Source organism: Synechococcus sp. CB0101 (genome assembly GCF_000179235.2).
Taxonomy (GTDB): Bacteria; Cyanobacteriota; Cyanobacteriia; order PCC-6307; family Cyanobiaceae; genus Vulcanococcus.
Window position 1 is genome coordinate 565,655 of record NZ_CP039373.1, and the last position, 23,652, is coordinate 589,306.

Genomic DNA, 23,652 nt, shown 5'->3' on the forward strand with positions numbered 1-23,652 from the left:
TTAATACTCCTGGGTTTGGCGGCCCCAGGGCGGGCGCAGCCCATCACCGTGGGCGTGCCTGTGGGACTGGCACCTTGCTCGTTTCGTGAAAGCGGGAGCTGGTCCGGCTGGACCTATGACTTCTGGATCAAGGCGTCCGCCGACCTCGATATCGATCAAAAGATCAAGCCAATCCCATCGTTGCGGGAGGGCATACGCCAACTGGCAAATCAAGAGATTGATGTATTGGCCACCTGCCTAACGGTGACGCCAGAGCGAACAGATCGGATTGACTTCTCAGCACCGATGAATGAGCGCGGGCTCAGGCTGCTGCAACGGAGAAAAACAGCAGGACCACTGAGCTTTTTAGCTTGGTTAGCGCGCAATCAGGCCTTTCTGATCTCGTTGTCGGCACTGATAGGACTCGCACTGACAGCAGCCACGCTACAGCCGATACTGGAACGTAAGCGCTGGAATTCGAGAGAATTTCTCCAGCACACAGGCATGGTGCTGATCGGCACGGGCTTGAACCTCTTAGGCCAGAAGCCCAAAACAGTTGTGATGTGGACGGCCATTGGCCTAATGCGCACAATTGTGATCACGCTGTTCACCGCGAGTCTGACCAAAAGTCTGATCAACGATCAAGAATCAACTCGCGTAACCCTTCCATCCTTAAAAGAAACGACGTTCGCAACAAGCGACCGAATCGGAGTATTTGACGAAAGTGCGGCAATTAGCCTGCTCACCGCAACCAGCGACGCACTGGAAGAGCCATTCGGAAATCTCCGCAGATTCTCCAGCGAGGAAGATCTCGTCAATGCCCTTGCAAACAGAGAGATCGATTATGGATTAATCGATGAAGACCACGCAAAAGAGATAGAAAGAAAACCCATATACAGAAGCAGGGTAACGTTTGATGACGGTGAAGCAAGTTTCAAGCTTCCACAAAGCCTGGGACTCAGCAAGGGGTTACCAGATCAGCTCCGAGACAAGATCAACCGAAGCATTATCAGCGAACGGATAACCCTGGAAGTCCAAAAGGCAATTGGCAGTCAACAGCCGTAAATTTAAATATGACGATGCAAGAAGAGCATAAAGACTGGTGGTGGTTGCATCATGGCAGGTAGCGATCCGCGATCGACCAGAAACTTCGCTCTAGTTGTGGATAGAACCCAAAAGATGGCTCACACTCTTATAAATACTAGTAGATGTCCACAGAAATCAACGAAGCACGTATCCGCCGGCAGAACGCCTCCAGCGGCGCTCCATCGGCGGGCCGCTCGCAGCGTTCGCCACTAGCCGGATGCATCCACACTGGATGGCTCCCGTGCCAGAGCATGGGGGCTTGTTCGTCGCGCACGCGACTGAGCATCAAGTTGAGATCGTCGCCGCTGCGGTAGATCTCCAATTCCAGATCGCACTGCTCCACGCGCACACCGTCGCAGTCGCGCGCTTCGATCAATAAAGCGCAATCGCTGCACTCACCAATGGTGGTGGGAGCCTCGCCACTGAACCGCAGGGCATGGCGATACGGCTTGAGGCAGAGATCGGCCGCCTTGGCCAGATCCACGAGAAAGATCTCGAAGGGATCGACTGGCTCGCCGGCATCAAAGGGGGAGAGATCCATCAGCGCTCGCCTCTCACACCACAGCCCGGATGGAACGGATCAACAACTGCAGCTCGCCAGGCCGGAATCCAGGGTTACGGCCGCCCATGTCGCCGAATTTGGAATGGAGAATCTGCAGCCGCGTGACGCCTGCGGCATCAAACCGCACCGGTAAACCCACCGGGGTGGCACGCACGCTGGGGGTGAGCCGATTGAACGGAATCACCACAACGGAAGTGCCGTTGGGACGCGTGGAAAATTCGGCGACCCAGCGAAGGCCTCCAGGGATCAGCTCGGTGAGACCGGCCAACCCATCGCGGCAAGCGATGGCGAGCTTGTAGCGGCGGCCGTCACCATCAACCGCGAGCTCGAGGGCTCCATAAGCGGAGAGATCCAGAGGCGGATCAAACACCGGTGAACGGCAGCTCACGAACCCACCACCTTCGGGCTCCACAAAGGCCTGAAGCAACAGCCCCTCGCTGGTGGTCTGCACAGCCCCCTGGCTGCGGCCACCCATGATCGTGTCGTTCAGGGCCTGCCAGCCGGCAAAGCCATCACCACTGGCGATCGGCTGGGGAACAAGCATCGAGGAGATCAGGCAGACAGGGCTTGGGCCGCTTCGGCGTCCGCGAGCACCAACACGGGAGCCTGCGGTTGCACCAGCTTGGCGGGTGTGCGCTCCGCTTGTTCCGCAGGATCAAGCAGGCGCCGCAGGGCCTCGCCCTTGCCAGCACCGCTCACCAGAAACATCACCTGACGCGCCGCACTGAGCACCGGTGCCGTCAGGCTGATGCGCTCCATCCCTTTGCCAGCTCCGATCGTCACCAGACGGGTGCGCTCTTGGGTGGCGGGGGTGCCGGGGAAGAGTGAAGCCGTATGGCCATCGTCGCCGAGGCCCAGCAGCATCACATCAAACACAGGCGGATCTCCCGGGCAGAGATCGCGGACGTATCGCTCGAAGGCATCCACCGAAGCCTCTGGTGTGGGGAGCTCCGTGGGCACAGGATGAAAGCGGGCCTGGGCACCGGGGCCGCCCTCAGCGAGCAGCGTTTCCCGCAACATGCGGGCGTTGCTCGCGGGATCTGTGGCACTCACCCAGCGTTCATCGCCGAGCACCACATCCACCCGGTTCCAGGGCAGATGTTCCTGGTTCAGTAAGCGGTAAGCAGCCGCCGGCGTGGTTCCGCCGGAGAGCGCCACATGGGCGCGGTCGCGCTCATCCAGGGCGAGGTCGAGTAACGCGGCGATCCGCTCGGCGCAGACACGTGCCAGCTGGGTGGCATCCGCAGCCACCTCCAGCTTGTAGGTCGCTGAGGCCGTCATCGGCTCACATCCACTCGGTGTGGAAGGTGCCGGGCTGATCGACGCGCTCGTAGGTGTGGGAGCCGAAGCAATCGCGCATCGCCTGAACCAGGTTCTGGGGCAGGCGACCGGTGAAGTAGCTGTCGATGTAATCGAGCGAGCTGCTCAAGCAGGGAACAGGGATTCCTGCAGCGGCAGCCCCAGCCACCACCTGGCGCAGGCCGGCGATGCGGCGTTGGATTTGATCCGCGAACCAGGGATCCACCATCAAATTGGCGAGATCAGCCTTGGCGGTGTAGGCGTTCTGGATGCGCTGCAACAGCCGGGCGCGAATGATGCAGCCACCTTTCCAGATCTGGCCGATGGCCGACATGTCGAGGTTGTAGTTGTGCAGCTTGGAGGCTTCCTGCAGCAGCGCCATGCCCTGGGCGTAGCTGGCGATGCAGGCGAGCACACAGGCATCCATCAGCGGTGCCATCGCATCGGCTGGAGTGCCGAGGTTGATGGCACGAGAGGCCGGTGCCTGAATCAGGCCATCAGCGGCCATGCGCTCGCTGCGCATCGAGCTGAGAACGCGGGCATTGAGGGCGGCATAGATCGTGGGAACGGGCACACCCATCTGCAGGGCGCTCTCCACGGTCCAAAGGCCCGTGCCTTTCTGGCCCGCCGCATCGACGATCTTCTCCACCAGATCAGCACCATCGGCTGGATCCTTGGTGCGCAGGCAGATCTCGGTGATCTCCACCAGGAATGACGACAACTCCTCGGTGGCGTTCCATTGCTTGAGCACGTCGGCCATGGCGTCGCCGTTCATGCCGGCGCTGCGCTTCATCAGGTCGTAGGCCTCGGCGAGGATCTGTTCGATCCCGTATTCGATGCCGTTGTGCACGGTCTTAACAAAGTGGCCGGCACCACCAGGACCGATGTAGGTGACGCAGGGGCCGTCGTCGACCTGGGCCGCCATCTTGCGCACCAGGCTTTCGATCGCGTCGTAGGCGGCTTTGGTGCCGCCCGGCATCATGCTCGGCCCCTCTAAGGCACCCTTGGCGCCGCCGGAGACACCCATGCCGATGTAGCCGAAGCTCTTGCTCTCCAGCGTGGCCACACGGCGCTCGGTGTCGGTGTAGAGGGAGTTACCTCCGTCAATCAGCAGATCACCCTCCTCGAGCAGAGGAGAGATCTGCTCGATCATGGCGTCGATCGGGTCGCCGGCCTTGATCATCATCAAGATGCGGCGCGGACGCTGCAGCTTGGCGACGAAATCTTCGAGCGACGTGGCGCCGATGATCTGTTTTCCAGCTCCGCGCCCCTTGAGGAACTCCTCGGTCTTGGCGTAGGTGCGGTTGTAGACGACGCTTGAGAAGCCGTTGCGCTCAGCGTTGAGCACAAGGTTCTCTCCCATCACGCCAAGGCCAATCAGGCCGAAATGGGCCTTGTCCATCGCAGGGTTGGAAGTAGTTGTCACAAGTGTGGCGAGGCTGCACGCTCGGTGCAGCCCCATCGTTGCCAACTGGCAACGTGCGTCTAGATCACCGTGCCGTCGGCGATGGTGGCGTTCTTTACCACCACCACGATGCCGTTGCGGATGTAGAAGCCGAGCTCGGGGCGATCGGCTTCTTCCACCCGGTCCTTGTTCACGATCGTCACATCGCGGCCGATGCGCACGTTCTTGTCGAGGATCGCGCGCTTCACCGTGGTGCCCCGGCCCACACCCAGAGGGATTCCACCGCGCTCACGCAACACGGCTCGCTCTTCGCTGGATTCAAAGAAATCGCTGCCCATCACCAGGGTGTCCTGAAGCACGGCTTCGTCTTCCACCCGGGTCCGCACGCCGAGCACGCAGTGGTGAATGCTGCAGGCCTTGAGCATCGAGCCCTCGCCGATGATCGACTGGGTCACCTGCGCGTCGAGCATCTTGCTCGGGGGCAAGTAGCGAGGGCGGGTGTAGATCGGGAACTGCTCGTCGTAGAAGGAGAACGCCGGGTTGGGCTGATCGGTCAGCGCCAGGTTGGCTTCGTAGAACGCACCGATGGTGCCGATGTCCTCCCAGTAGTCATCGAAAAGGAAGCTCTGCAGGTTGTCGCCGCGGCTGAGGGCCTCAGGAATGATCTCCTTGCCGAAGTCCGTTGCGGTGGGGTTCTTCGCGAGGAGATCGAACAGCGTCTCGCGGCTGAACACATAGATGCCCATCGAGGCGAGGTAAGGCCGCTTCAGCGCTTCATCAGCCGAGAGGCCGAGCTTGGAGGTATCCACCCACATCTCCTTGAGCGCTTCACCTTTGGGCTTTTCGCGGAATTCCCGGATGCGGCCGTGCTCATTGGTGTGCATCAACCCGAAGCCTTCGGCCTGGGCGGCGTCCACCGGCAATGCACCAATGCTCACGTCAGCGCCTGTGGCGATGTGGTGATCAACGAAGGTGCTGTAGTCCATCCGGTAGAGCTGGTCGCCGGAGAGGATCAAGTAGTGGTCAACGTCCCACTCCTGGAACAGCCACTGGTATTTGCGAACCGCATCGGCGGTGCCCTCAAACCAGCTGGGGCTCTCCGGGGTCTGCTGAGCAGCAAGGACCTCCACGAAGCCCTGGCCAAAGCCGGAGGAGAGGTTGTAGCTCTGGGTGAGGTGACGATTCAGCGAAGCGCTGTTGAACTGCGTCAACACGTACATCTTGTTGATGCCGGAGTTGATGCAATTACTGATCGGAATATCAATCAGGCGATATTTACCCGCCAACGGCACGGCGGGCTTGGCGCGCATCTTGGTGAGCGGATAGAGGCGCGTGCCAGCTCCGCCGCCGAGAATGATCGCCAGAACGCGCTTCATGCCTGATCCCTAGTGCCTTGGGCGCCAAGACGGTAGGCGAAGCAACGGCCTCACCGGAACCCTTCTGAGCAGATTGGCTGAAAACGGAAAGGCCGCGTCACAAGCGCGGCCTCAGCAGGTCTTCGGGAGCACAGAAGCAGGGCTCAATCCTGGCTATCGTGCAGCTCAAACAGGTCTTGGAGCACCTTCATGGCCTGGTGACGCTGCGGACGAGGTTGGGGTGCCCGCAGGTTGGTCACCGGGGTGTGCAGGATCTTGTTGATGATGCCCTTGGTGAGCGCTTCCACCACCTTGCGCTCGCGGGCCGACAGGTCGGGACCCATCCGGCTGAGGGCCTTCTGCAGTTCCTGCTCACGGATCAGCTCAAGCTGGGTGCGCAGGCGGTTGGCCACCGGCACGGCCTCCAGGCCATCCCACCAATCGAGAAAATCGCGCCCCTCCTGGCGCAGCATCCCTTCGGCTTCTGCAGCAATCTCGCGGCGCGCTTCCTGGTTGCGGGCCACCACTTCCTGCAGGTCGTCAACGTCATAGGAGTCGACGCCGCCCAGATCGCCAACGCCAGCAGCGATGTTGCGGGGAACGCCAATGTCCACCAACATCAGAGAAGAGCGGCGATTGAGCTTCTCGAGGCGCTCCACGGTGATGATCGGCTCATCGGCCCCGGTGCTGGTGAACACCAGCGAGCAAGTGCTCAGGCAGTGATCGAGATCAGCGAGGGGACGGCACTGCACTGGTAGCCCCGGGAAATCGGCGGCCATCGCTTCAGCGCGCTGAACGGTGCGATTCAGCAGCACCACGCCCTTGGCGCCCTTGGCCTGCAGGTGCTGAAGCAGAAGCCGTGCCATGCGGCCGGCACCCACCACGGCGATCTGCTCTTGATCCAGGGGCACCAGATCATCAACGCCGCGGGCTTGGCCCACCTTGAGCTGAGCCAGTTCCACAGCAGCCGAACTGATCGAGACAGCACCGGTACCGAGGTTGGTTTCGCTGCGCACCCGCTTGCCGGTGCTCACCGCCTGGTTGAGCAGGCGATTGAGGATCGGCCCAATGGAGCGATGCTCCTGGCCCAGGCGATACATCTTCTTCACCTGGGAGAGGATCTGCCCCTCACCCAGCACCAGAGAGTCCAGTCCAGCGGCCACCCGCATCAGGTGGGCGACGGCTTCTTCGTGGTGATAGGTGAACAGGTGCGGGGTGAGCTCATCGAGCTCTAGCCCCGAGTGATCGCTTAAGAAGCTGCCAACCGCCGAAACGCCCTGTTCGGGATGGCGCAGCAGCGTGTAGATCTCCAGTCGGTTGCAGGTGCTGAGGATCGAGGCCTCTAGAACGTCGTCGCTGGAGCGCAGACGCTGCAGCGAATCCTCGATCGCCTGCTCGGCAATGCTGAGCCGTTCCCGGATCTCCACCGGGGCCGTGCGGTGACTGAGGCCGACGACGGCGATGTGCATGGAGCGGAAACGAAGCGTGCGAGGGAAGGCAGAAACAGAGTGCCAACACAAAGGCGGGGTGCCCTGAAGGTTTCAGAGCACCCCAACCTGTGCGGGACAGATCAGCGCAGAGCGATGCTCTGGGCGCCGTCCTTGATGTGCACGGTGGTGGTGAAACGAGCGGTGTTGTCCAGGGTGCTGATCACCAGGGAGCTGGTGCGGGTGCAGTCCTTCTCGAACTTCACACCGTCAAACAGCAGACCGTCGGTAATGCCGGTGGCCGCGAACACCACGTTTTCGCCGCAAGCCAGCTCGTCGGCCTCATAGATGCGGTCGGGATCGCTGATGCCCATCTCAGCCAGACGGGCGAGGTTGCCTTCCTTGGTGAGACCTTCCCACTCGGAGGTCTGAGCCACGGCGGGGTCATACACCAGCTGGCCCTGGAAGTGACCGCCCAGAGCGCGGAGGGCAGCGGCGGAGATCACGCCTTCAGGAGCAGCGCCGATGCCCATCAGGCAGTGGGTGCCGGTCCCTGCGAAACCACAGGCGATGGCGGCCTGCACGTCGCCATCAGAGATGGGCTGCACGCGGGCGCCGGTGGCGCGGATCTCCTTGATCAGATCCTTGTGGCGGGCGCGGTCCATCACCACGATCACCAGCTCATCCTTGGGGATGCCGAGGCACTGGCTGAGGATCTCGATGTTCTCGGTGGCCGACTTGCGGATGTCCACCTTGCCCTTCGCAGCCGGGGGAGCGGCCAGCTTCTTCATGTAGAAGTCGGGCGCATTGAACAGACCGCCGCGGTCGGACGCCGCAAGCACAGCCATCGAACCGCGCTGGCTGTTGGCGCAGAGGTTGGTGCCTTCGCAGGGATCCACGGCGAAATCAACGCCGGGGCCGGTGCCGCTGCCCACTTCTTCACCGATGTAGAGCATCGGCGCTTCATCGCGCTCGCCCTCACCGATCACGATGCGGCCCTGCATCTGGATCTTGTACATCCGCTCGCGCATGGCTTCCACCGCGGCGGCGTCAGCCTCGTTCTTGAGGCCCATGCCGGTGAGCTTGGCGGAAGCGATGCCTGCCTGCTCAACAACCTCGAGAATTTCTTGAATCAGGGTGCGATCCACAGGCGGTGCAGCGAAGGGAAAGAGAGGTCAACACCTGGAGGTGCCTGGCATCGTGACCGCCGGAACCGCGTGAACAGCCGGTTCGGCCAGCAACACCAAGGCCTTTCAGGCTTGAAGCGCCGCTCACTGTATCAGTGCTGCCACGGCGCTTTCGAACCGTTCCGGCGACCCTTAAAAGGGTGTTGGAAGGTGCATTCCTACAATCGGCCCTCTTCCTGCCAGCAGCGCTGCCATGAGCACCAAACCCCTGGTGATCTCGCCGTCGATTCTTTCGGCCGACTTCTCCCGCCTCGGCGACGATGTGCGCGCTGTGGACCAGGCCGGTGCCGACTGGATTCACGTGGATGTGATGGACGGCCGCTTCGTGCCCAACATCACCATCGGCCCCCTGATTGTTGAGGCCCTGCGTCCGGTCACCCAGAAGCCCCTGGATGTGCACCTGATGATCGTGGAGCCCGAGAAATACGTGGCGGATTTCGCCAAGGCCGGCGCCGACATCATTTCGGTGCAAGTGGAAGCCTGCACCCATCTGCACCGCAACCTGGCTCAGATCAAAGACCTGGGCAAGATGGCCGGCGCCGTGCTGAACCCCGGCACCCCGATCGACACCCTCGAGTACTGCCTCGAGCTGTGTGACCTGGTGCTGGTGATGAGCGTGAACCCCGGCTTCGGCGGTCAGAGCTTCATCGAGAACCAGGTGCAGAAGATCCGCGACCTGCGCCGCATGTGCGATGAGCGGGGCCTTGATCCCTGGATCGAAGTGGATGGCGGCATCAAAGCTGAAAACGCCTGGAAGGTGATCGAAGCTGGCGCCAACGCCATCGTGAGCGGCTCCGGCGTGTTCAACCAGCCCAGCTACGCCGATGCGATCACCGGGATTCGCAACAGCAAGCGCCCCGTGGCCGTAGCAGCCTGATCAAGCTTCGCTAACGCGCTGCGCTCAGCCAGCGGCATCCGCCGAATCAGAAAAATCACGGGGCCAGAAGGCCCCGTTTTTTTGGGCACCGACAAGAGCGCTAGAGAACTGCCTGTCGCTGCCGGGGCTCCGGCTCACAGGACATAGGCAGAAGGGAAAGAGAACAAGCCCGAATCTGTACAACCTGTACGGAATCAAGCTTTGAGCAGACCGTGCAAAACATCTGGACACGGCAACGATGCGCACGCAGCAGGCAACTCACGCGCTGAGGAACCAGCCGTAGCTGTGCAGGCCGATGCCCAGCAGATTCACGCCGATGTAGCAAACGCAGATCACCACCAGACCTGCCACCGCCACCATCGCCGGGCGACGCCCCTGCCAACCGCGGCTCAAACGGGTGTGAAGGTAGGCGGCATACACCAGCCAACAGATCAGAGCCCAGGTTTCCTTGGGGTCCCAGCTCCACCAGCTCCCCCAGGCTTCATTGGCCCAAACAGCCCCACTCACGATGCCAATCGAGAGGAGCAGGAAGCCCACCGTGATGGTGCGGTAGCTGAGGCTGTCGAGCTGCTCGCTCAAGGAGATGGTGGCGCTGCTGAGCTGAAGACCAGCAGGCACACCACCCTCGGTGGCGAGGCTGGCCTGGCGGAAGGAACCACTACCAATGGAACTGCTGCGCAGCTCCAGTTGCTGGCCGCGGTCGGTGAACAGCACCGCCAACGAGAGCAGCGAGCCCACCAGCAGCGCCGCGTAGCTCACCATGATCACGCTCACATGCATCACCAACCAGCTGGAGCGCAGTGCGGGCACCAGGGGAGCGGCCTGCTGCAGCTGATCCGGTAGTGCGAAGCTCGCGAAGGCGACGCACCCCAGGCCCATCGGCGTGGCCGCAGCCGCCACAATCGGCGAGGGATAGCTGCGTTCCACCAACAGCTGGGTGAGGGTGCAGGCCCAGGCCAGGAAGCAGAGCGATTCGTAGAGGTTGCTGATCGGGAAATGCCCCGACTGCCACCAACGCAGCACCAGCTGGGCCGTGAGGGCCAGGTTGGCCGCCGCCACCATCCAACGCACCGCCTGACTGCCCTGGCCACCGCCACTCACACTCCAGAAGGCCAGTGGAAGCGCCAGCAGCAGCAAGGCAAAGGCACCGAGGCCAAGGGCCAAAACCGGATCGGTCACGAAAAAGGGGAGCGATGCAAATGAGTGGAGCCCAGTCTGCCGTGCAGAGCAGGGTCAGCGACTGGCTTGTTTCAACAACACAAGACCACCGCCCAGGCCGATGAACACAGGCATCCAGGCGGCGAAGAAAGGCAGAAGGGTGCCTTTGATCCCCAGCGAACTGAAAATGAATGACATCAGGTAGTAGCCGAAAATCAGCAGCACGCTGATGCCAAAGCCCTGGCTGCGGCTGGTGCGGGCATTGGGGCGGACCCCGAGGCTGCTGCCGATCAAGCCAAAGACCAGGCAGATCGCAGGGAAGGCGAACTTCTCCTGAATCCGCACCCGCAGGCGCCGAGCTTCCTTGCGATCGCCGGCCTGCTCCAGCAGGGCCTCGGCCCGCCAGGCCTGAGCCACCGTCATCTGGGCGGCATCACTGGGCAATTTGCCCACATCAAGGGGCGCCTTGGTGAAGGGATAGAAATAGCGATCGAAATCCGCCGAGGTGGTGCGGTTATTGGCGCTGTCAATATCCACGATGCGGCCAGCACGGAATTCCCACATGCTGCGGGCATCGTTCCAGATGCCCGTTTTGGCGATCAGCAGCTGCTGGTGACCAGCCTTGGTGAAGTCCAGGAGCGTGACCTCGTACATCTTTCCTTCGCGGAACCGCCGCGAATAGAAGAGCTGCGCCAGATCGTTGCCGGTGCGCTCACGGCCCTTCTCATCGATGCTGGTGAGCTGGGCATAGCGGGAATACACCACGTTGTCGCCCCGTTCTGCAGCCACCGAGCGCCCCAAGGCGGCGTCAAGGGTGTCGGCCGCAGCGAGGTTGGCGCTGGGCACGATCACATCGTTGAACACAAAGGTGAGCACGGTCATCAGCGCTGCCACCACCAGCGCCGGCACCACCATCCGCCACGTGGGCACCCCGATGCTGCGCAGGGCCGTGAGTTCGCTGGAACTGGAGAGACGGCTAAAGGCGAGCAAGGTGGCCATCAGCGTGGCCATGGGGAACGACAACACCAGGAAACCGGGCAGGCGCAGCCCCAACACCTGCATCGCCACCAAGGGCGGCAGGCCTGCTTCGGCCACCTTGCGCACCAGCTCGAACACCACACCCACCGAAAGGGAAACGGCGGTGAAAGCGGCGACGCCAAACAGCAAAGGCCCCAGCAACTCCGAAGAGAGCCAGCGATCCATCAGCGGCACCCGTTGCCATTGGCTCTGCAGGCGCTGCACAGGGCGGCGCAGGAACGTCGGAGTCCTCACAGCCGAAAGTCCTCCCCGAGGTAGTGACGACGCACCAACGGATCGTTCGCCATCTCACGGGATGGGCCACTGGCGAGGATGCTCCCCTCCGTAAGGATGTAGGCGCGGTCGGTGATCGCCAACGTTTCGCGCACGTTGTGATCGGTGATCAGGATGCCCATGCCGCGATCGCGCAGGCGAGCAATCAGGCTCTGGAGATCCGCCACAGCCAGGGGATCCACCCCAGCAAACGGTTCATCAAGTAACAGATAGCGGGGGCCCTGTTCGCCAACCGCCAGGGCGCGGGCCACCTCACAGCGCCGCCGTTCTCCGCCGGACAACTGAAAACCACGCCGCTCCACGAAGGGGCGCAGATGGAAATCATCCACCAACTGCTCCACCCGCAAGCTGCGCTGGCCACGTGGAGCGGCGCTTTCCTGCAGGGCCAGCAGCAGGTTGTCACGCACGCTGAGGTTGCGAAACACGCTGGCTTCCTGGGGCAAATAGCCGATGCCCAGGCGTGCCCGCTCGGGCATCGACAGATCGGCAACCGATTCCCCGTCCATCACCACGGCTCCCGAATCGGGCCGCAGCAGGCCGGTCACCAAGTTGAACGTGGTGGTTTTGCCGGCGCCGTTCGGTCCAAGCAAACCCACCACCTCTCCAGGGTTGAGGTTGAGGCTCACTTGCTTCACCAGGGGCCGCCCTCCAATCGTGAGGGCGACGTGATCCAACACCAAACTCATGACTGAGTCGCCGGAGCGGCCGCGGGCGCTGCTGGAGTGGGTGGAGGAGTCTGCTGAATGCGAACCCGGCTAAACACCTGTTGGCCGCTGGGGGGAACCGCGATCAGCCGCTCACCATCCACCAGATAAACAACCCGCTCAGCCCGAATCAGGTTGCCGCCCTCCTGAACGATGTCGACATCCCCGCTCAGCACCACGCGGTTTTCCTTGCTGAAGTACTGGGCCTGGCGGGCTGTCGCCACCACGCGCTCGTCGGGATAAACGATGCGCACATTGCCGGTGGCCGTGATCACGCCGGTGAGCTGATCGGCGCGCTGCTGATCCGATTCAATCGTCACCAAACCGGTGCTGACCCGAGCGGGCTGCGCGTCTGCAGGTGAAGCAGCAGCGGCAGGTTCCGCTGCGGCAGGCGCAAGCGCCGGCGTGGAGGCTTCTTGAACAGGAGGCGTTTGTGCTGCCACCTGCGGCACACCTGCGGTACCCAACAGCAGCGCAACCAGCAGGGCGGAAGCGTGTCTGGGACTGCTGCACACGGCGGCCAAACCCCGCTCCTCTGGCGATCTTTCGGTCATCGTATCGCTCAGTTCGCCCGGCCCATCAGGCATTTGCGCAATTGGCATCAAGCCTTGGTATCGCCAGGGGCGTGGGGTCTTGATCCTGCTGCAGAGCCTGAAGACGGGCCCGGGCCTGCTGCCGCAGCTGTTCGAGGTTCAGCCCCAGTTGATCGGGCCCTGCGTTCTGCAGACGGCCCAACCCTTCTCCCAACAGCACGGTGGCTCCGCGCCGGTTACCCCGTTCCAGATGCAGATGGGCCACAGCGATCTGGAGGATCCCCTGCAGCACCTTGCGGCAGGGGCCCTGGGTTTCATGCCAGAGCTCCTCAAAGCCGTCGTGGCAGGCGTACCACTCGCCGGCATTAAAAAGCCTGACGGCCTCCCCGAAACGGGGATCGACCATCAGGCTGGCTTCTTCCGAGAGGGAGTCGCTCAAACGAGCCCGATCAACGGCGGGCCGGCTTCTTCACCGGCAGTTTGCGCAGACGGATCGACTCGGGGGTGACCTCGAGCATCTCGTCGGGGCCGATGTACTCGAGCGCCCGCTCGAGGGTCATCTGCATCGGGGCCTGCAGGGTGTCGAGTTCCTCAGCGCCGGCGGAGCGCATGTTGGTGAGCTGCTTGGTTTTGCAGACGTTGATCTCGAGATCCTGAGGGCGGTTGTTCTCGCCCACGAGCATGCCCTTGTACACCTTGGTGCCAGGGGTAATGAAGAACTGGCCGCGATCTTCGGCGTTCTTCAGGGCATAGAAGGTGGCAGTGCCCTCTTCGAAGGCGATCAGCACACCGTTGCGGCGGGTCTCGAATTCGCCCTGCATCGGGCGGTAATCGAGGAAGGAGTGGCTCATGATCCCTTCACCGCGGGTGGCGCGGATGAACTCGCCACGGAAACCGATCAGACCGCGGGAGGGCACCACAAACTCCAGCTGGGTGCGGCCGTCGTTGGTGTTCTCCATGTTCTGCATCTCAGCCTTGCGGATGCCGAGCTTCTCGATGCAGGCGCCCACGGCTTCTTCGGGCACATCCAGCACCAGGGTTTCGAAGGGTTCCGAAGGGGTGCCATCAATGGTGCGGAAGATCACCTGCGGCTGGCTCACCTGGAACTCGTAGCCCTCACGGCGCATCGTTTCAATCAGGATGCCCAGGTGCAGCTCACCACGGCCGCTCACGGCCCAGCGGTCGGGGGAATCGGTGTCTTCCACGCGGAGCGCCACGTTGGTGAGCAGCTCTTTGTTCAGACGGTCGCGCACCTGACGGCTGGTGACGAACTTGCCCTCTTTGCCGGCGAAGGGCGAATCGTTGACCACGAAGGTCATCTGCAGGGTGGGCTCATCCACCTTGATCAGCGGCAGAGCCTTGGGCTCATCCGGGCAGGCGATGGTCTCGCCGATGTTCACTTCATCGAAGCCGGCCACAGCCACGAGGTCGCCAGCTCGGGCCTCCTCGATCTCCACCCGCTGCAGGCCCTGGAAGCCCAGCAGCTTGCTGATCCGGCCACGCTTGACGCTGCCGTCGTCGCGGAGCAGCGCCACCGGCTGGTTGGCGCGGATCGTGCCGTTGTGGATGCGGCCGATCATGATCCGGCCAAGGAAATCGCTGTAGTCGAGGGTGGTCACCTGCAGCTGCAGGGGCTTCTCGGGATCACCCACCGGCGGCGGAACGTGGCGCAGGATCGCGTCAAACAGCGGACGCATGGTCTCGCTGTCGGTCTTCATGTCCGGCTTGGCGTAACCGCCCATGCCGCTGCCGAACAGATAGGGGAAGTCGCACTGGTCGTCGTCGGCGCCCAGCTCCAGGAACAGATCGAGCACCTTGTCGACGGCCTGCTCGGGATCGACGCGGGCACGGTCGATCTTGTTGACGAACACGATCGGACGCAGACCCTTCTCTAGGGCCTTCTTCAGCACGAAGCGGGTCTGGGGCATCGGGCCCTCGTTGGCGTCCACGATCAGCAGACAGCCGTCCACCATGCCGAGCACCCGCTCCACCTCACCGCCGAAGTCGGCGTGACCGGGGGTGTCAACGATGTTGATCCGGATCCCCTCGTAGTCCACCGCCGTGTTCTTGGAGAGGATGGTGATGCCGCGCTCGCGCTCCAGATCGTTGGAGTCCATCACGCAGGTGGGGACGGCCTCGTTGTCGCGGAAGATGCCCGACTGAGCCAGCAGCGCATCCACCAGGGTGGTTTTGCCGTGGTCAACGTGGGCAATGATTGCGATATTGCGGATCGGTGTTCCCGGATGCTCGCCGCTCATAAATGGTGGTGCTGGTTGTGATCTCAATGGCGCACGCCGCAGGCGTTGGCGTGGGAACGATGACTGAAACCCCTGAGCTCGATCGCCGGGCCTAAAGCAAAGCGATTGGTTCTGGACTCCCCTGCAGCGTGGCCTGCAGAATCCCTACGGTGCGTTAAGCAAATCTATCGCAGGGCCCGACGCCTGAGTCTCCTGCTTAGCGCCGCTCCGCCAGGGTTCCACGGGTCACGCCCAAGCGGCTATCGAGCTGTTCCCGTTGCCAAACGGTTTTGCCGCTGATCTCGCCGGCCAGGGCTTGCTGATACAGCGCCACCCGGCGCTGGGTATCGGCAGCTGAATCATCGAGCAATTCCAGTCGTAGCCGCCGCACCCCGGCCGCCAAAAACTGCGGGATCGCTTCGGCTGCGGTTTGGGCGCGGCCATTGAAGAGGGTGTTGCGGCAACCGAGATCGGCGCGCAGTGGATGCTCAGCACCACTGCGGTCACGCAGAAGCACGGTGTGCTGTTCACAGGGCCGGCCGCAATCGGTGTGGTCGTGGCCCTCTGAGAGAAAGGCGCAGAACAGGCAATGCTCCATATGAAAGAGCGGCATGTGCTGGTGCAGGGTGATCTCCACGCGGCCCGGTGCGGTTCCTTCCACCAACGCCAGCAGCTGCTCCAAGGCCAGGTCGTAGCTGGCGGTGATCCACTCCAGCCCCCATCGCTGAAGCAGCCAGTGGGCCGTGAGGGGGTTGGCCACATTCAACGAAAAATCACCCGCGCAGGGCGCCACCGGCGTCAGCCGCTCCAGCTGATCGGCATTGCGCACCAGGAAGCCATCCGGTTCCGCCCGCAGCAACGGCTCCAGGGTCCAGGCTTCGTCAGGCCTTGTGATGCGGGGTCCCGCAGCCCAGATTCCGCCGGGCCAACAGCCCCGGTAGCTCCGCACCGCCTCCCGCAATTGGGCGGGATGCTCGAGATCTACGATCATGCGTTGAACCGGCTGGTCGCGCAGGGCCTCGAGCTGCTCGAGGCTGCGCACCAACACGCTCAGCTCAACCGCTTCAGCGCCTGCAGGCGACACGCCAGCCCTGGCCTGGGCCATCACCCGGTGCAACGGATCCTGGGCATCGGGAATCGGGGATCGGCTTGGCTGCGCTGCATCCCGCTCGGCCATGGCCTGGGCCAACGCATCCACGAGGGCACGGCGCATCGCATTGAGCTGGGCCACCGGTAAAAACAGCTCACCTTTGAGGTCGACATCAAGCGAGGCCAACTGCCAGGGGGTTCCGCCCAAGCGGCCCAGCTGCTGCTCCAGGCGTTCCGGGTTGAGGCCGGCGCCGCGAGCCGCTTGCAGAGGCTGCTGCGACAGCACCCGCCACGGACCGCCCGGCACACCGGGAATGCAAGCCGCCTCCAGCGTGAGGGGTTGATCCGCCTGGCCCCAAACCTTGAGGTGCAGACCATGGCGCTGTTCCTGCACGTCAGCCGCTGCAAGGCGCTCCAGCTGGCGCTCCAGCTGAGGATCACTCGTGAGCCAGCAGGGACTACCCGGCTGCAACCCACGGAGATCCACCCGGCCAGGGCCGAGCTTGAGCGCCAGCTGACCGCGAGGCAGGGGCGTGACCTGCATCAACCGTCCACCCACTTCCCGGGGGGGCAGGAGGGGATCAGCGCTCGGCACTTCCAACACCACCCCATCGCCCGGTTTGAGCGACTGCCGGGTGCGGAGCAGCAGGCGGCCATCAGGCTCCACCGCCTGCAAACGGCCCAGCCACGGCCCTCGCTTTTTGCTCCAGCGGCCGTGCACCAGCTCACGATGATTCACCCCATCGAGCCAGCCGTGGCTGAGGCCCCTGGAGAAACTGAGCTCAAGCTGGCGGCGCAGCTGATCATTGGTGTCCGCTGCTGGTTCCGTTGCCGTTGACGCAGCCCCGAGGCGATCAAGGCCCTGGCGGTAGGCATCGGTGACAGCCGCCACGTAGGTGGATTCCTTGAGTCGTCCTTCGATCTTGAGGCTGGCGATGCCACAGGCCGCGAGCTGAGGCAGCAGATCCCAGGCGGCCAGATCCTGCGGTGACATCAAATAGCGCTGCTCACCGAGGTCGCGCTCTTCGCCATCCACGATCAATTGATAAGGAAGCCGGCAGGCCTGGGCACATTCACCGCGATTGGCGCTGCGCTGACCGAGGGCCTCGCTAGTGAGGCACTGACCCGAATAGGCCACGCAGAGCGCCCCATGCACAAACACCTCCAGCGGCATCGCCAGTCCGCGGCGCTGGAGCTGCTGCTGGATGCGTTGCAAATCGCGCAGGCTGAGCTCACGGGCGAGCACCACACGGGTGCAGCCCAGCTCAGCCGCCATCGCCACACCGGCAGCACTGGTGATCGACATTTGCGTTGAGCCATGGATCGGCAGCTCAGGCGTGATCTGTTGAGCGAGCCAAGCCAGACCGACGTCTTGCACGATCAGGGCATCCACCCGCGCCGCCTGCGCCGCCAGCAACAGCTCGGCCGCCTGCTCCAGTTCAGCGGGAAAGATCAACACGTTCACGGTGAGGAATCCCTTCACACCGCGGCGGTGCAGCCAATTCATCACCTCCGGCAAATCGGCGACGCGGAAGTTTTCAGCACGCAGACGAGCGTTGAACTGCTCCACGCCGAAATAAACGGCATCGGCCCCATTGGCCACGGCAGCCTTCAACGACTCCCAACAACCGGCGGGAGCGAGTAGCTCAGGCAGGCGCGCCATTAACGGCCGAGCCGCTGGGCGGCCTCGAAGGTTTTCAACGCCTCCGCTGTGCCCTCAAACCGCCAGTGCCAGGGCTCGTAACTCACGCCCTGGGCGTTGCCAGCCGGGAACGAGAGCGTGAAGTGATAACGATTGGCATGGGCCTGCAGCCAGGCAAAGGCCGCAGTGCTTTCAAACCGAGCCGAGAGGTTGGTATCCGGCGCTCGGCCATCACCCAAATCAACGGCATAACCGGTGCTGTGTTCCGAAAAACCAGGCGGGGCGCTCACCTGAGCCCGCTCCAGGGCGCTCTGATTCCGCTCGGACTTCACCTCGAAAAAGATTTCCTTTTGCAGATCAACGGAGCGATAGGCGCTCAGCACCCGCAGATCAATGCCATCGGCCGCGGCGGCATCCAGCAAGCGAGCCAGGGCATCAGCGGCATCGCGATGAAGCTCCACCCCGGGAGCAATCGCCACCAGATCGCCTGCGGCAGCTTCGCTGTAGGGAAAGTGGCCGAGCAGCCGGCCATCCAATCCCACCCGTGCCGGCAACCCTTGCACCGGAGGCGGGGCGATCAAGCGCCGCAAGGGTTGGGGAAACACCACGGCCAGGGCTCCAGCAGCGAGCAAGGCAGCACCGGCAGCGGTGAGGGCTGCGCGCCAGGGGGTGCGCCGCTGGAGCGCGGGCGAAATCGTGCGCTGTGCGAGGGGGATGTCGTCGGTACTGCGGCGCTTGGCGCTGCGCAGCGCTGTGGACTGCCGACTGGCGCTGGGCAAGCGACGACTCCCATGGCAGCAGGGTTGACCGATGGTAAGGCTGGGGCCCAGGAGCGCCAGCAGATGCCCGCTCAGCGGTGTTAGCTTCCACCCAACATCCTTCTGGCGGAGCGGGTTTCAAGATGTTGCGAGTCGCGGTGGTGGGCGGCGGCCCGAGCGGTTCCTGTGCTGCTGAAGTGCTGGCGAAGGCCGGCATCGAAACCTGGATCTTCGAGCGCAAGCTGGATAACGCCAAACCCTGTGGCGGGGCGATCCCGCTGTGCATGGTGGCTGAGTTCGACCTGCCCGAATCGATCATCGATCGGAAGGTGCGCAACATGAAGATGATTTCCCCCTCCAACCGTGAGGTGGACATCAATCTGGAGAACGACAACGAATACATCGGCATGTGCCGGCGTGAGGTGATGGATGCGTTCCTGCGCAACCGTGCCGCTGAGTTGGGTGCGCACCTGGTGAACGGCCTGGTCACCAAGATCGACACCGGTGCCAACCGCCAGGGTCCTTACACCCTCACCTATTCCGATTACAGCGACGGCGAGGCCACCGGCACCACCCAAAGCCTCGAGGTGGATCTGATCATTGGCGCCGATGGCGCCAACAGCCGCGTGGCCAAAGCCATGGATGCCGGCGATTACAACGTGGCCATCGCCTTCCAGGAGCGCATCAAGCTCCCGCCTGAGGAGATGAAGTACTACGAGAGCCTGGCGGAGATGTATGTGGGCACCGATGTGTCCCCCGACTTCTACGCCTGGGTGTTCCCCAAGTACGACCACGTGGCCGTGGGTACCGGCACCATGCAGGAGAACCAGGCCCTGATCAAGAGCCTGCAGGAAGGGATCCGCGAGCGCGCCAAGAAGCGCCTGGTGAACGGTGAAGTGATCAAGGTGGAAGCCCACCCGATCCCCGAGCACCCGCGCCCGCGCCGTGTGGTGGGCCGCATGGCCCTAGTGGGCGATGCCGCGGGGTATGTGACCAAGAGCTCCGGCGAAGGCATTTATTTCGCGGCGAAGAGCGGTCGCATGTGCGCCGAGCAGATCGTGGAGTCGAGCCAGGGCGGCAAAAAAGTGCCCAGCGAGGCCGACCTCAAGAAGTACCTGAAGAAGTGGGACCGTCAGTACGGCGCCACCTACAAGGTGCTTGAAATTCTGCAAAACATCTTCTATCGCAACGACGCCGCCCGCGAAGCCTTCGTGGAGATGTGCGATGACAAGGATGTGCAGCGCCTCACCTTCGACAGCTACCTCTACAAGCGAGTGGTGGCGATGAACCCCTGGCAGCAGCTCAAGCTCACCCTGCTCACCCTCGGCTCGGTCCTGCGCGGCAATGCGCTGGCACCTCAGGGCTACAAGCCGGTTCCGAGCGCCGTGCGTGAAGAAGCTGAAGTGAACGCCATGCTGGCCGTGAGCACCATCAAAGGTGGCATTCGCGTTGGCAAGGCCAAGGATGCGAAAGCAACCGGTGAAGCGAGCGACGAGCGCGAACCCGTCTTGGCCGGCAAGGGCTGATGAAGGCCTAAGCGATTCATTCACAAGAGCCGTCCCGCGAGGGGCGGCTTTTTATTGAAATTGCACCTACGGGACTTGATACAGCGCGAAAAAGACTGATAAATGCCTAAGCCTCAGTCATCGAGACAAGCTGCTGCTTGTTGCTGTCCCAGAGAATCAGACTAAAACATCTCGGCAAATCCTGCAGACGCAGATAGGTGCAATCACCAAGCAGATGCTGATTGGCCTCATGACATGCCCGCAAGCGGTAATTCGGGATTCGCTCACAAAGGTGGTGAATACTGTGGAAGGCGATATCAGCCGAAAACCAGTGGAGAACGGGCGGAAGGATTAAGTTACTGCTTCCCTCGGTAGCCCCCTTGAAATAGCTCCAGTCATTCGTGCGGTGCGCATACGAACCTGGGAAATTGTGCTGCACAAAGAAGATGCAAATAAAAATTGCAGCGGAGCAAGTCATCACAATCGCGTAGCAACTCCAAAACAACCCAATCCCTAGCCAATGGCTCATCAACCACCAACTAGCAAGTACGCAGGCATTGTTTGCTGCCAAATCAACGAATTCCCCGCTCGTATACCAGTGGCTTGACTCAAACGCCAAGGTGAGACGACCCAAAGCGAAGAGCGCACTGGGGCCATCTCGGCGCATTGCGGCAGCCATAGCCGAAGCCCATTCAGCCAAGCCAAGCAACAGCTGCAGGCGTGGACGTAGAACGAGATAAAAGAAACCACCCGGAAATAACATGAAGGGATGACGAGACCATCCGTAGCGTTGCTTCTGCTGCGGTGTTAGCCGTTGGTATTGCTCAACAGTGAGCAAGGAAGAAGGGCCTCGGTAGCGTTCCCAATTGCCGTTATGAAGATGATGAAAGGCATGACCCCGCGACCATGGATGTTGCGGAATGGCATTGACAACACCAAGCAGGAAACCAACAGCTCGGTTAACTGCCTTGCCGTGGAATAAAGACTCGTGCCCGCAGTCATGCATCAACGAAAAGGACCGCGCTGAAAACAGCACAAGCAAGGCCAGCACCGGAACGATGAGCAGGCTTTGGAGCCTCAGCGGCTGCACGACCCAAGGCACACATACCCACAGCAATGCCGTTGGCAGCAGCGTGCTGAGGAGTTGCCAAACCGCGAGACGGTTGTCCGAACGGCGAAAGGGCGCTAGCGAAAAGTCGGTGCGCTTCCTGACCTGAGATGCTTGCAAGATGGATGTTGGCCCTGATCACCAGGTGCGCCAAATCACCTGCTCAACCCACACCCTAGTGGCCAGCATCCGCCGATGCCGCGTCAGCCGCTGATGCGGCTGAAATCAGCCAGCACCGACGCCTGATTACGCAGCACACCGAGGAGATTCAGGCGGTTGGTGCGAATCGCCGGATCGTCGGCCATCACCATCACGCTCTGGTCGCCATCAAAGAAGGCGGCCAGAGCAGCGGTGCCTGCAATGAGGCCCTGAGCCAGTTGGCTGTAGCGATCAGCACCAGTGGCCGTCGCCACCGGCTCGAGCTGATCAATCACCTGAAGCATGCCCGCTTCACTGCTCTTCTCAAACAGGGCTGCGTTCACAACGCCGGCTGCAGAAAGCACAGTGGCGGACAGGTCGCCCTTCTCAGCCAAACGCGCGGCACGCGTCACCACAGCCTGAACAGCAGCCAGGTCGCCGCTGGCCCGCAGTTGCATCAACAGATCTGCCCGCTCGCGAGCGTCGGCGGGATCCCGGAGCAGCCGCTCGAGGGGCACGCTGTCGCCGGCGACCGCCTGCACCAGATCCGCATCCGTACCCACCTCTTCCAGCAGGCTCTGAACACGCTGCCGCAGCAGATCGCCCAGATCAGCCGCCAAGGCACCTGCTTCCACCTTGAAGTCAGGCAGCAGAACAGCCCAGTGAGCGCAGGCCCGCTGCAGGAGCTGCAGCAGATCCAGGCGCCAGCCTTTAGCCCAGAGGATCTGCAGCACACCGTTGCCGGCGCGGCGCAGCGCATAGGGGTCGGAAGAGCCGCTGGGGCGCTCGCCTTTGGCATAGATGCTCAGCAGAAGCTCAAGGCGTTCAGCTAACGCCACCACGGCACCGGCATCCGAGGCGGGCAGATCATCGCCAGCACCGCGGGGGAGGTAGTGCTCCAAAACAGCGAGAGCTACCTCGCGCGGCTCGCCTTCGGCCAACAAGTATTTGCCACCCATCACACCCTGGAGCTCGGGGAATTCACCCACCATCTGGCTCACGAGATCGTGCTTGCACAGGTGAGCGGCATGACGGGCGTGGGCTGCCGTGGCCTCAGGCAACGCCAGCTGCTCGAGCAGAACATCGGTGATCCACTCCAGCCGCTCGACGCGATCCAGCAGTGAGCCCAAGCCAGCGGCGAAGGTCACGCGGGCTAACTGATCGCGCCGATCGATGCTCGGCACGGCGCGATCGGCATTCACAAAGAATTCGGCGTCCGCCAGCCGGGCTTTGAGCACCCGTTCATTACCGCGGCGCACGGTGTCGAGGGCTTCAGGCAGGCCATTGCCGATGCAGAGAAAACGCGGCAACAGGCTGGTGCGGGCATCGAGAGCCAGGGGATCCTGGTCAGCACCGCGGCGATAGAGCGGCACATAGCGCTGGTGCGCGCGCATCACCGTGCTCAGGACCTCAGCCGGCAAGGCGAGGTAGTGCTCATCCACGCTCCCTTCGATCAGCAGCGGCGCTTCCACCAGATCGGTGAGCTCCTCGAACAGATCGTTAGGCAGATCCGCGGTGGCTTCGAGTGATTCGGCGGCCTTGGCCACCGTGTCGCGAATCCAGGCGGCCCGTTGGCTGCGATCCACCTGCACGCCCGCTGCGGCCAAGGCCTCGTCGTAAGCGGAGGCACTGTTGATGGCGACAGCACCACCGTGGAGGCGGTGGCTACGGCTGCTGTTGCCGCTCACCACCTCAGGGTCACTGCCCTCGAGTCGAACCGGCACCACCTCACGATCCAGCAACGCCACCAGCCAACGCACCGGCCGGGAAAAGCGGCTCTCACCGGAGCCCCAGCGCATGAAGCGGCGCCCCTGGAGGCTGCTGATCCATTGGGGGATCCAGCTGCTGAGCAGCTCAGGTGCCGGGCGACCCCGCTCGAGCACGGTGGCGAACACAAAAGGGCCTTTAGGGGTTTCACGAACCTCGAGAGCCTCGGCGGCGATACCGCAGCGCTTGGCAAAGCCTTCAGCGGCAGGTGTAGGTACGCCGTCTTTGAAAGCCTGCGCGGCAGGCGGGCCTTTGCGCTCTTCCTCGAGATCAGGTGCGGCGGATTGCAAGTCGTGCACTTGCAGCGCGATGCGGCGTGGCGTACTGGTGCAGCGAATGGCACCGTGGCCCAACCGGGCTTCGCTCAGGTCACGGCGCACCATCTGCTCGAGCTGGGGCAACGCGAGACGGGCAAAATCGGCGGGCAGTTCCTCGGTCCCGATCTCCAGCAGAAAGGTCGACACGAGGTTCAGGCCACAACAGCCGCCCACTGTATTGAAGGGCTCAGGCTCAGCCCCAGGTCTG

At 62.7% G+C, this 23,652-nt stretch carries 20 protein-coding genes; 3 read left to right on the top strand and 17 right to left on the bottom strand.

Features of this window, described 5'->3' with window-relative positions; all coding sequences use genetic code 11:
• Positions 1-48: 48 nt before the first annotated feature.
• The gene (locus CB0101_RS03140; protein ID WP_168187932.1) at positions 49-1,044 is read left to right on the top strand and encodes a transporter substrate-binding domain-containing protein; all 996 of its coding nucleotides are present in this window, start codon (positions 49-51) and stop codon (positions 1,042-1,044) included.
• 136 nt (positions 1,045-1,180) lie between these two features.
• Here the strand turns inward: CB0101_RS03140 and CB0101_RS03145 are convergent, their stop codons facing one another.
• The 7 genes from CB0101_RS03145 to glpX form a co-directional block, all read right to left on the bottom strand.
• On the bottom strand, positions 1,181-1,606 hold the full coding sequence (locus tag CB0101_RS03145; protein WP_010308255.1) for a hypothetical protein: 426 nt from the start codon (positions 1,604-1,606) through the stop codon (positions 1,181-1,183).
• A 13-nt stretch (positions 1,607-1,619) separates the two neighbouring features.
• Positions 1,620-2,171, bottom strand: coding sequence for a CIA30 family protein (locus CB0101_RS03150; RefSeq protein ID WP_010308252.1), 552 nt, complete (start codon positions 2,169-2,171; stop codon positions 1,620-1,622).
• Positions 2,172-2,179: 8 nt separating this feature from the next.
• Positions 2,180-2,908: a 6-phosphogluconolactonase gene (gene pgl / locus CB0101_RS03155; RefSeq protein ID WP_010308249.1), complete on the bottom strand. Its 729-nt coding sequence runs from the start codon at positions 2,906-2,908 to the stop codon at positions 2,180-2,182.
• A 4-nt stretch (positions 2,909-2,912) separates the two neighbouring features.
• Positions 2,913-4,328, bottom strand: coding sequence for an NADP-dependent phosphogluconate dehydrogenase (gndA, locus tag CB0101_RS03160; protein ID WP_010308246.1), 1,416 nt, complete (start codon positions 4,326-4,328; stop codon positions 2,913-2,915).
• Between the two features lie 83 nt (positions 4,329-4,411).
• Positions 4,412-5,707 carry a glucose-1-phosphate adenylyltransferase gene (locus tag CB0101_RS03165; protein ID WP_010308242.1) on the bottom strand — a complete coding sequence of 432 codons (1,296 nt, stop codon included), beginning with the start codon at positions 5,705-5,707 and terminating at the stop codon, positions 4,412-4,414.
• A gap of 143 nt (positions 5,708-5,850) precedes the next feature.
• Positions 5,851-7,155: a glutamyl-tRNA reductase gene (locus tag CB0101_RS03170; protein ID WP_010308240.1), complete on the bottom strand. Its 1,305-nt coding sequence runs from the start codon at positions 7,153-7,155 to the stop codon at positions 5,851-5,853.
• Between the two features lie 101 nt (positions 7,156-7,256).
• Positions 7,257-8,261, bottom strand: coding sequence for a class II fructose-bisphosphatase (gene glpX, locus CB0101_RS03175; RefSeq protein ID WP_010308236.1), 1,005 nt, complete (start codon positions 8,259-8,261; stop codon positions 7,257-7,259).
• Positions 8,262-8,493: 232 nt separating this feature from the next.
• Between glpX and rpe the strand changes: the two genes are divergently transcribed.
• Positions 8,494-9,177, top strand: coding sequence for a ribulose-phosphate 3-epimerase (gene rpe, locus CB0101_RS03180; protein WP_010308233.1), 684 nt, complete (start codon positions 8,494-8,496; stop codon positions 9,175-9,177).
• Between the two features lie 258 nt (positions 9,178-9,435).
• Here the strand turns inward: rpe and ccsB are convergent, their stop codons facing one another.
• The 8 genes from ccsB to CB0101_RS03220 all read right to left on the bottom strand — a co-directional run bounded on the left by ccsB (position 9,436) and on the right by CB0101_RS03220 (position 18,630).
• On the bottom strand, positions 9,436-10,356 hold the full coding sequence (gene ccsB, locus CB0101_RS03185) for a c-type cytochrome biogenesis protein CcsB (protein WP_010308229.1): 921 nt from the start codon (positions 10,354-10,356) through the stop codon (positions 9,436-9,438).
• 54 nt (positions 10,357-10,410) lie between these two features.
• Positions 10,411-11,577: an LptF/LptG family permease gene (locus CB0101_RS03190; RefSeq protein ID WP_010308227.1), complete on the bottom strand. Its 1,167-nt coding sequence runs from the start codon at positions 11,575-11,577 to the stop codon at positions 10,411-10,413.
• 26 nt (positions 11,578-11,603) lie between these two features.
• The gene (gene lptB, locus CB0101_RS03195; protein WP_010308224.1) at positions 11,604-12,332 is read right to left on the bottom strand and encodes an LPS export ABC transporter ATP-binding protein; all 729 of its coding nucleotides are present in this window, start codon (positions 12,330-12,332) and stop codon (positions 11,604-11,606) included.
• Complete coding sequence (locus CB0101_RS03200) at positions 12,329-12,904, bottom strand: hypothetical protein (protein WP_246833816.1); 576 nt, start codon at positions 12,902-12,904, stop codon at positions 12,329-12,331. Before CB0101_RS03200 ends, lptB begins: the two co-directional genes overlap by 4 nt.
• Positions 12,905-12,929: 25 nt before the next feature.
• Entirely contained in the window at positions 12,930-13,322 is a 393-nt protein-coding gene (locus CB0101_RS03205; RefSeq protein WP_010308218.1) for a DUF309 domain-containing protein, read from the bottom strand.
• A 10-nt stretch (positions 13,323-13,332) separates the two neighbouring features.
• Positions 13,333-15,141 carry a translational GTPase TypA gene (gene typA, locus CB0101_RS03210; protein WP_010308216.1) on the bottom strand — a complete coding sequence of 603 codons (1,809 nt, stop codon included), beginning with the start codon at positions 15,139-15,141 and terminating at the stop codon, positions 13,333-13,335.
• A gap of 196 nt (positions 15,142-15,337) precedes the next feature.
• On the bottom strand, positions 15,338-17,872 hold the full coding sequence (locus CB0101_RS03215; RefSeq protein WP_010308213.1) for a U32 family peptidase: 2,535 nt from the start codon (positions 17,870-17,872) through the stop codon (positions 15,338-15,340).
• Positions 17,872-18,630, bottom strand: coding sequence for a D-alanyl-D-alanine carboxypeptidase family protein (locus CB0101_RS03220; RefSeq protein ID WP_010308210.1), 759 nt, complete (start codon positions 18,628-18,630; stop codon positions 17,872-17,874). The genes CB0101_RS03215 and CB0101_RS03220 overlap by 1 nt, the downstream gene beginning before the upstream one ends.
• Before the next feature lie 122 nt (positions 18,631-18,752).
• Between CB0101_RS03220 and chlP the strand changes: the two genes are divergently transcribed.
• Positions 18,753-20,135: a geranylgeranyl reductase gene (gene chlP, locus CB0101_RS03225; RefSeq protein WP_043717445.1), complete on the top strand. Its 1,383-nt coding sequence runs from the start codon at positions 18,753-18,755 to the stop codon at positions 20,133-20,135.
• 106 nt (positions 20,136-20,241) lie between these two features.
• Here the strand turns inward: chlP and CB0101_RS03230 are convergent, their stop codons facing one another.
• Both CB0101_RS03230 and glyS read right to left on the bottom strand, forming a co-directional pair.
• On the bottom strand, positions 20,242-21,342 hold the full coding sequence (locus CB0101_RS03230; protein WP_029552938.1) for a fatty acid desaturase: 1,101 nt from the start codon (positions 21,340-21,342) through the stop codon (positions 20,242-20,244).
• A gap of 83 nt (positions 21,343-21,425) precedes the next feature.
• Positions 21,426-23,591 (bottom strand): glycine--tRNA ligase subunit beta, encoded by a 2,166-nt coding sequence (gene glyS / locus CB0101_RS03235; protein ID WP_010308195.1) that lies wholly within the window; start codon positions 23,589-23,591, stop codon positions 21,426-21,428.
• Between the last annotated feature and the right edge of the window lie 61 nt (positions 23,592-23,652).

Coding starts and splice junctions, on each gene's coding strand:
- CB0101_RS03145 (WP_010308255.1), bottom strand. CDS start 1,606: ATGGATCTCTCCCCCTTTGATGCCGGCGAGCCAGTCGATCCCTTCGAG.
- CB0101_RS03150 (WP_010308252.1), bottom strand. CDS start 2,171: ATGCTTGTTCCCCAGCCGATCGCCAGTGGTGATGGCTTTGCCGGCTGG.
- pgl (WP_010308249.1), bottom strand. CDS start 2,908: ATGACGGCCTCAGCGACCTACAAGCTGGAGGTGGCTGCGGATGCCACC.
- gndA (WP_010308246.1), bottom strand. CDS start 4,328: ATGGACAAGGCCCATTTCGGCCTGATTGGCCTTGGCGTGATGGGAGAG.
- CB0101_RS03165 (WP_010308242.1), bottom strand. CDS start 5,707: ATGAAGCGCGTTCTGGCGATCATTCTCGGCGGCGGAGCTGGCACGCGC.
- CB0101_RS03170 (WP_010308240.1), bottom strand. CDS start 7,155: ATGCACATCGCCGTCGTCGGCCTCAGTCACCGCACGGCCCCGGTGGAG.
- rpe (WP_010308233.1), top strand. CDS start 8,494: ATGAGCACCAAACCCCTGGTGATCTCGCCGTCGATTCTTTCGGCCGAC.
- lptB (WP_010308224.1), bottom strand. CDS start 12,332: ATGAGTTTGGTGTTGGATCACGTCGCCCTCACGATTGGAGGGCGGCCC.
- CB0101_RS03200 (WP_246833816.1), bottom strand. CDS start 12,904: ATGACCGAAAGATCGCCAGAGGAGCGGGGTTTGGCCGCCGTGTGCAGC.
- typA (WP_010308216.1), bottom strand. CDS start 15,141: ATGAGCGGCGAGCATCCGGGAACACCGATCCGCAATATCGCAATCATT.
- CB0101_RS03215 (WP_010308213.1), bottom strand. CDS start 17,872: ATGGCGCGCCTGCCTGAGCTACTCGCTCCCGCCGGTTGTTGGGAGTCG.
- chlP (WP_043717445.1), top strand. CDS start 18,753: ATGTTGCGAGTCGCGGTGGTGGGCGGCGGCCCGAGCGGTTCCTGTGCT.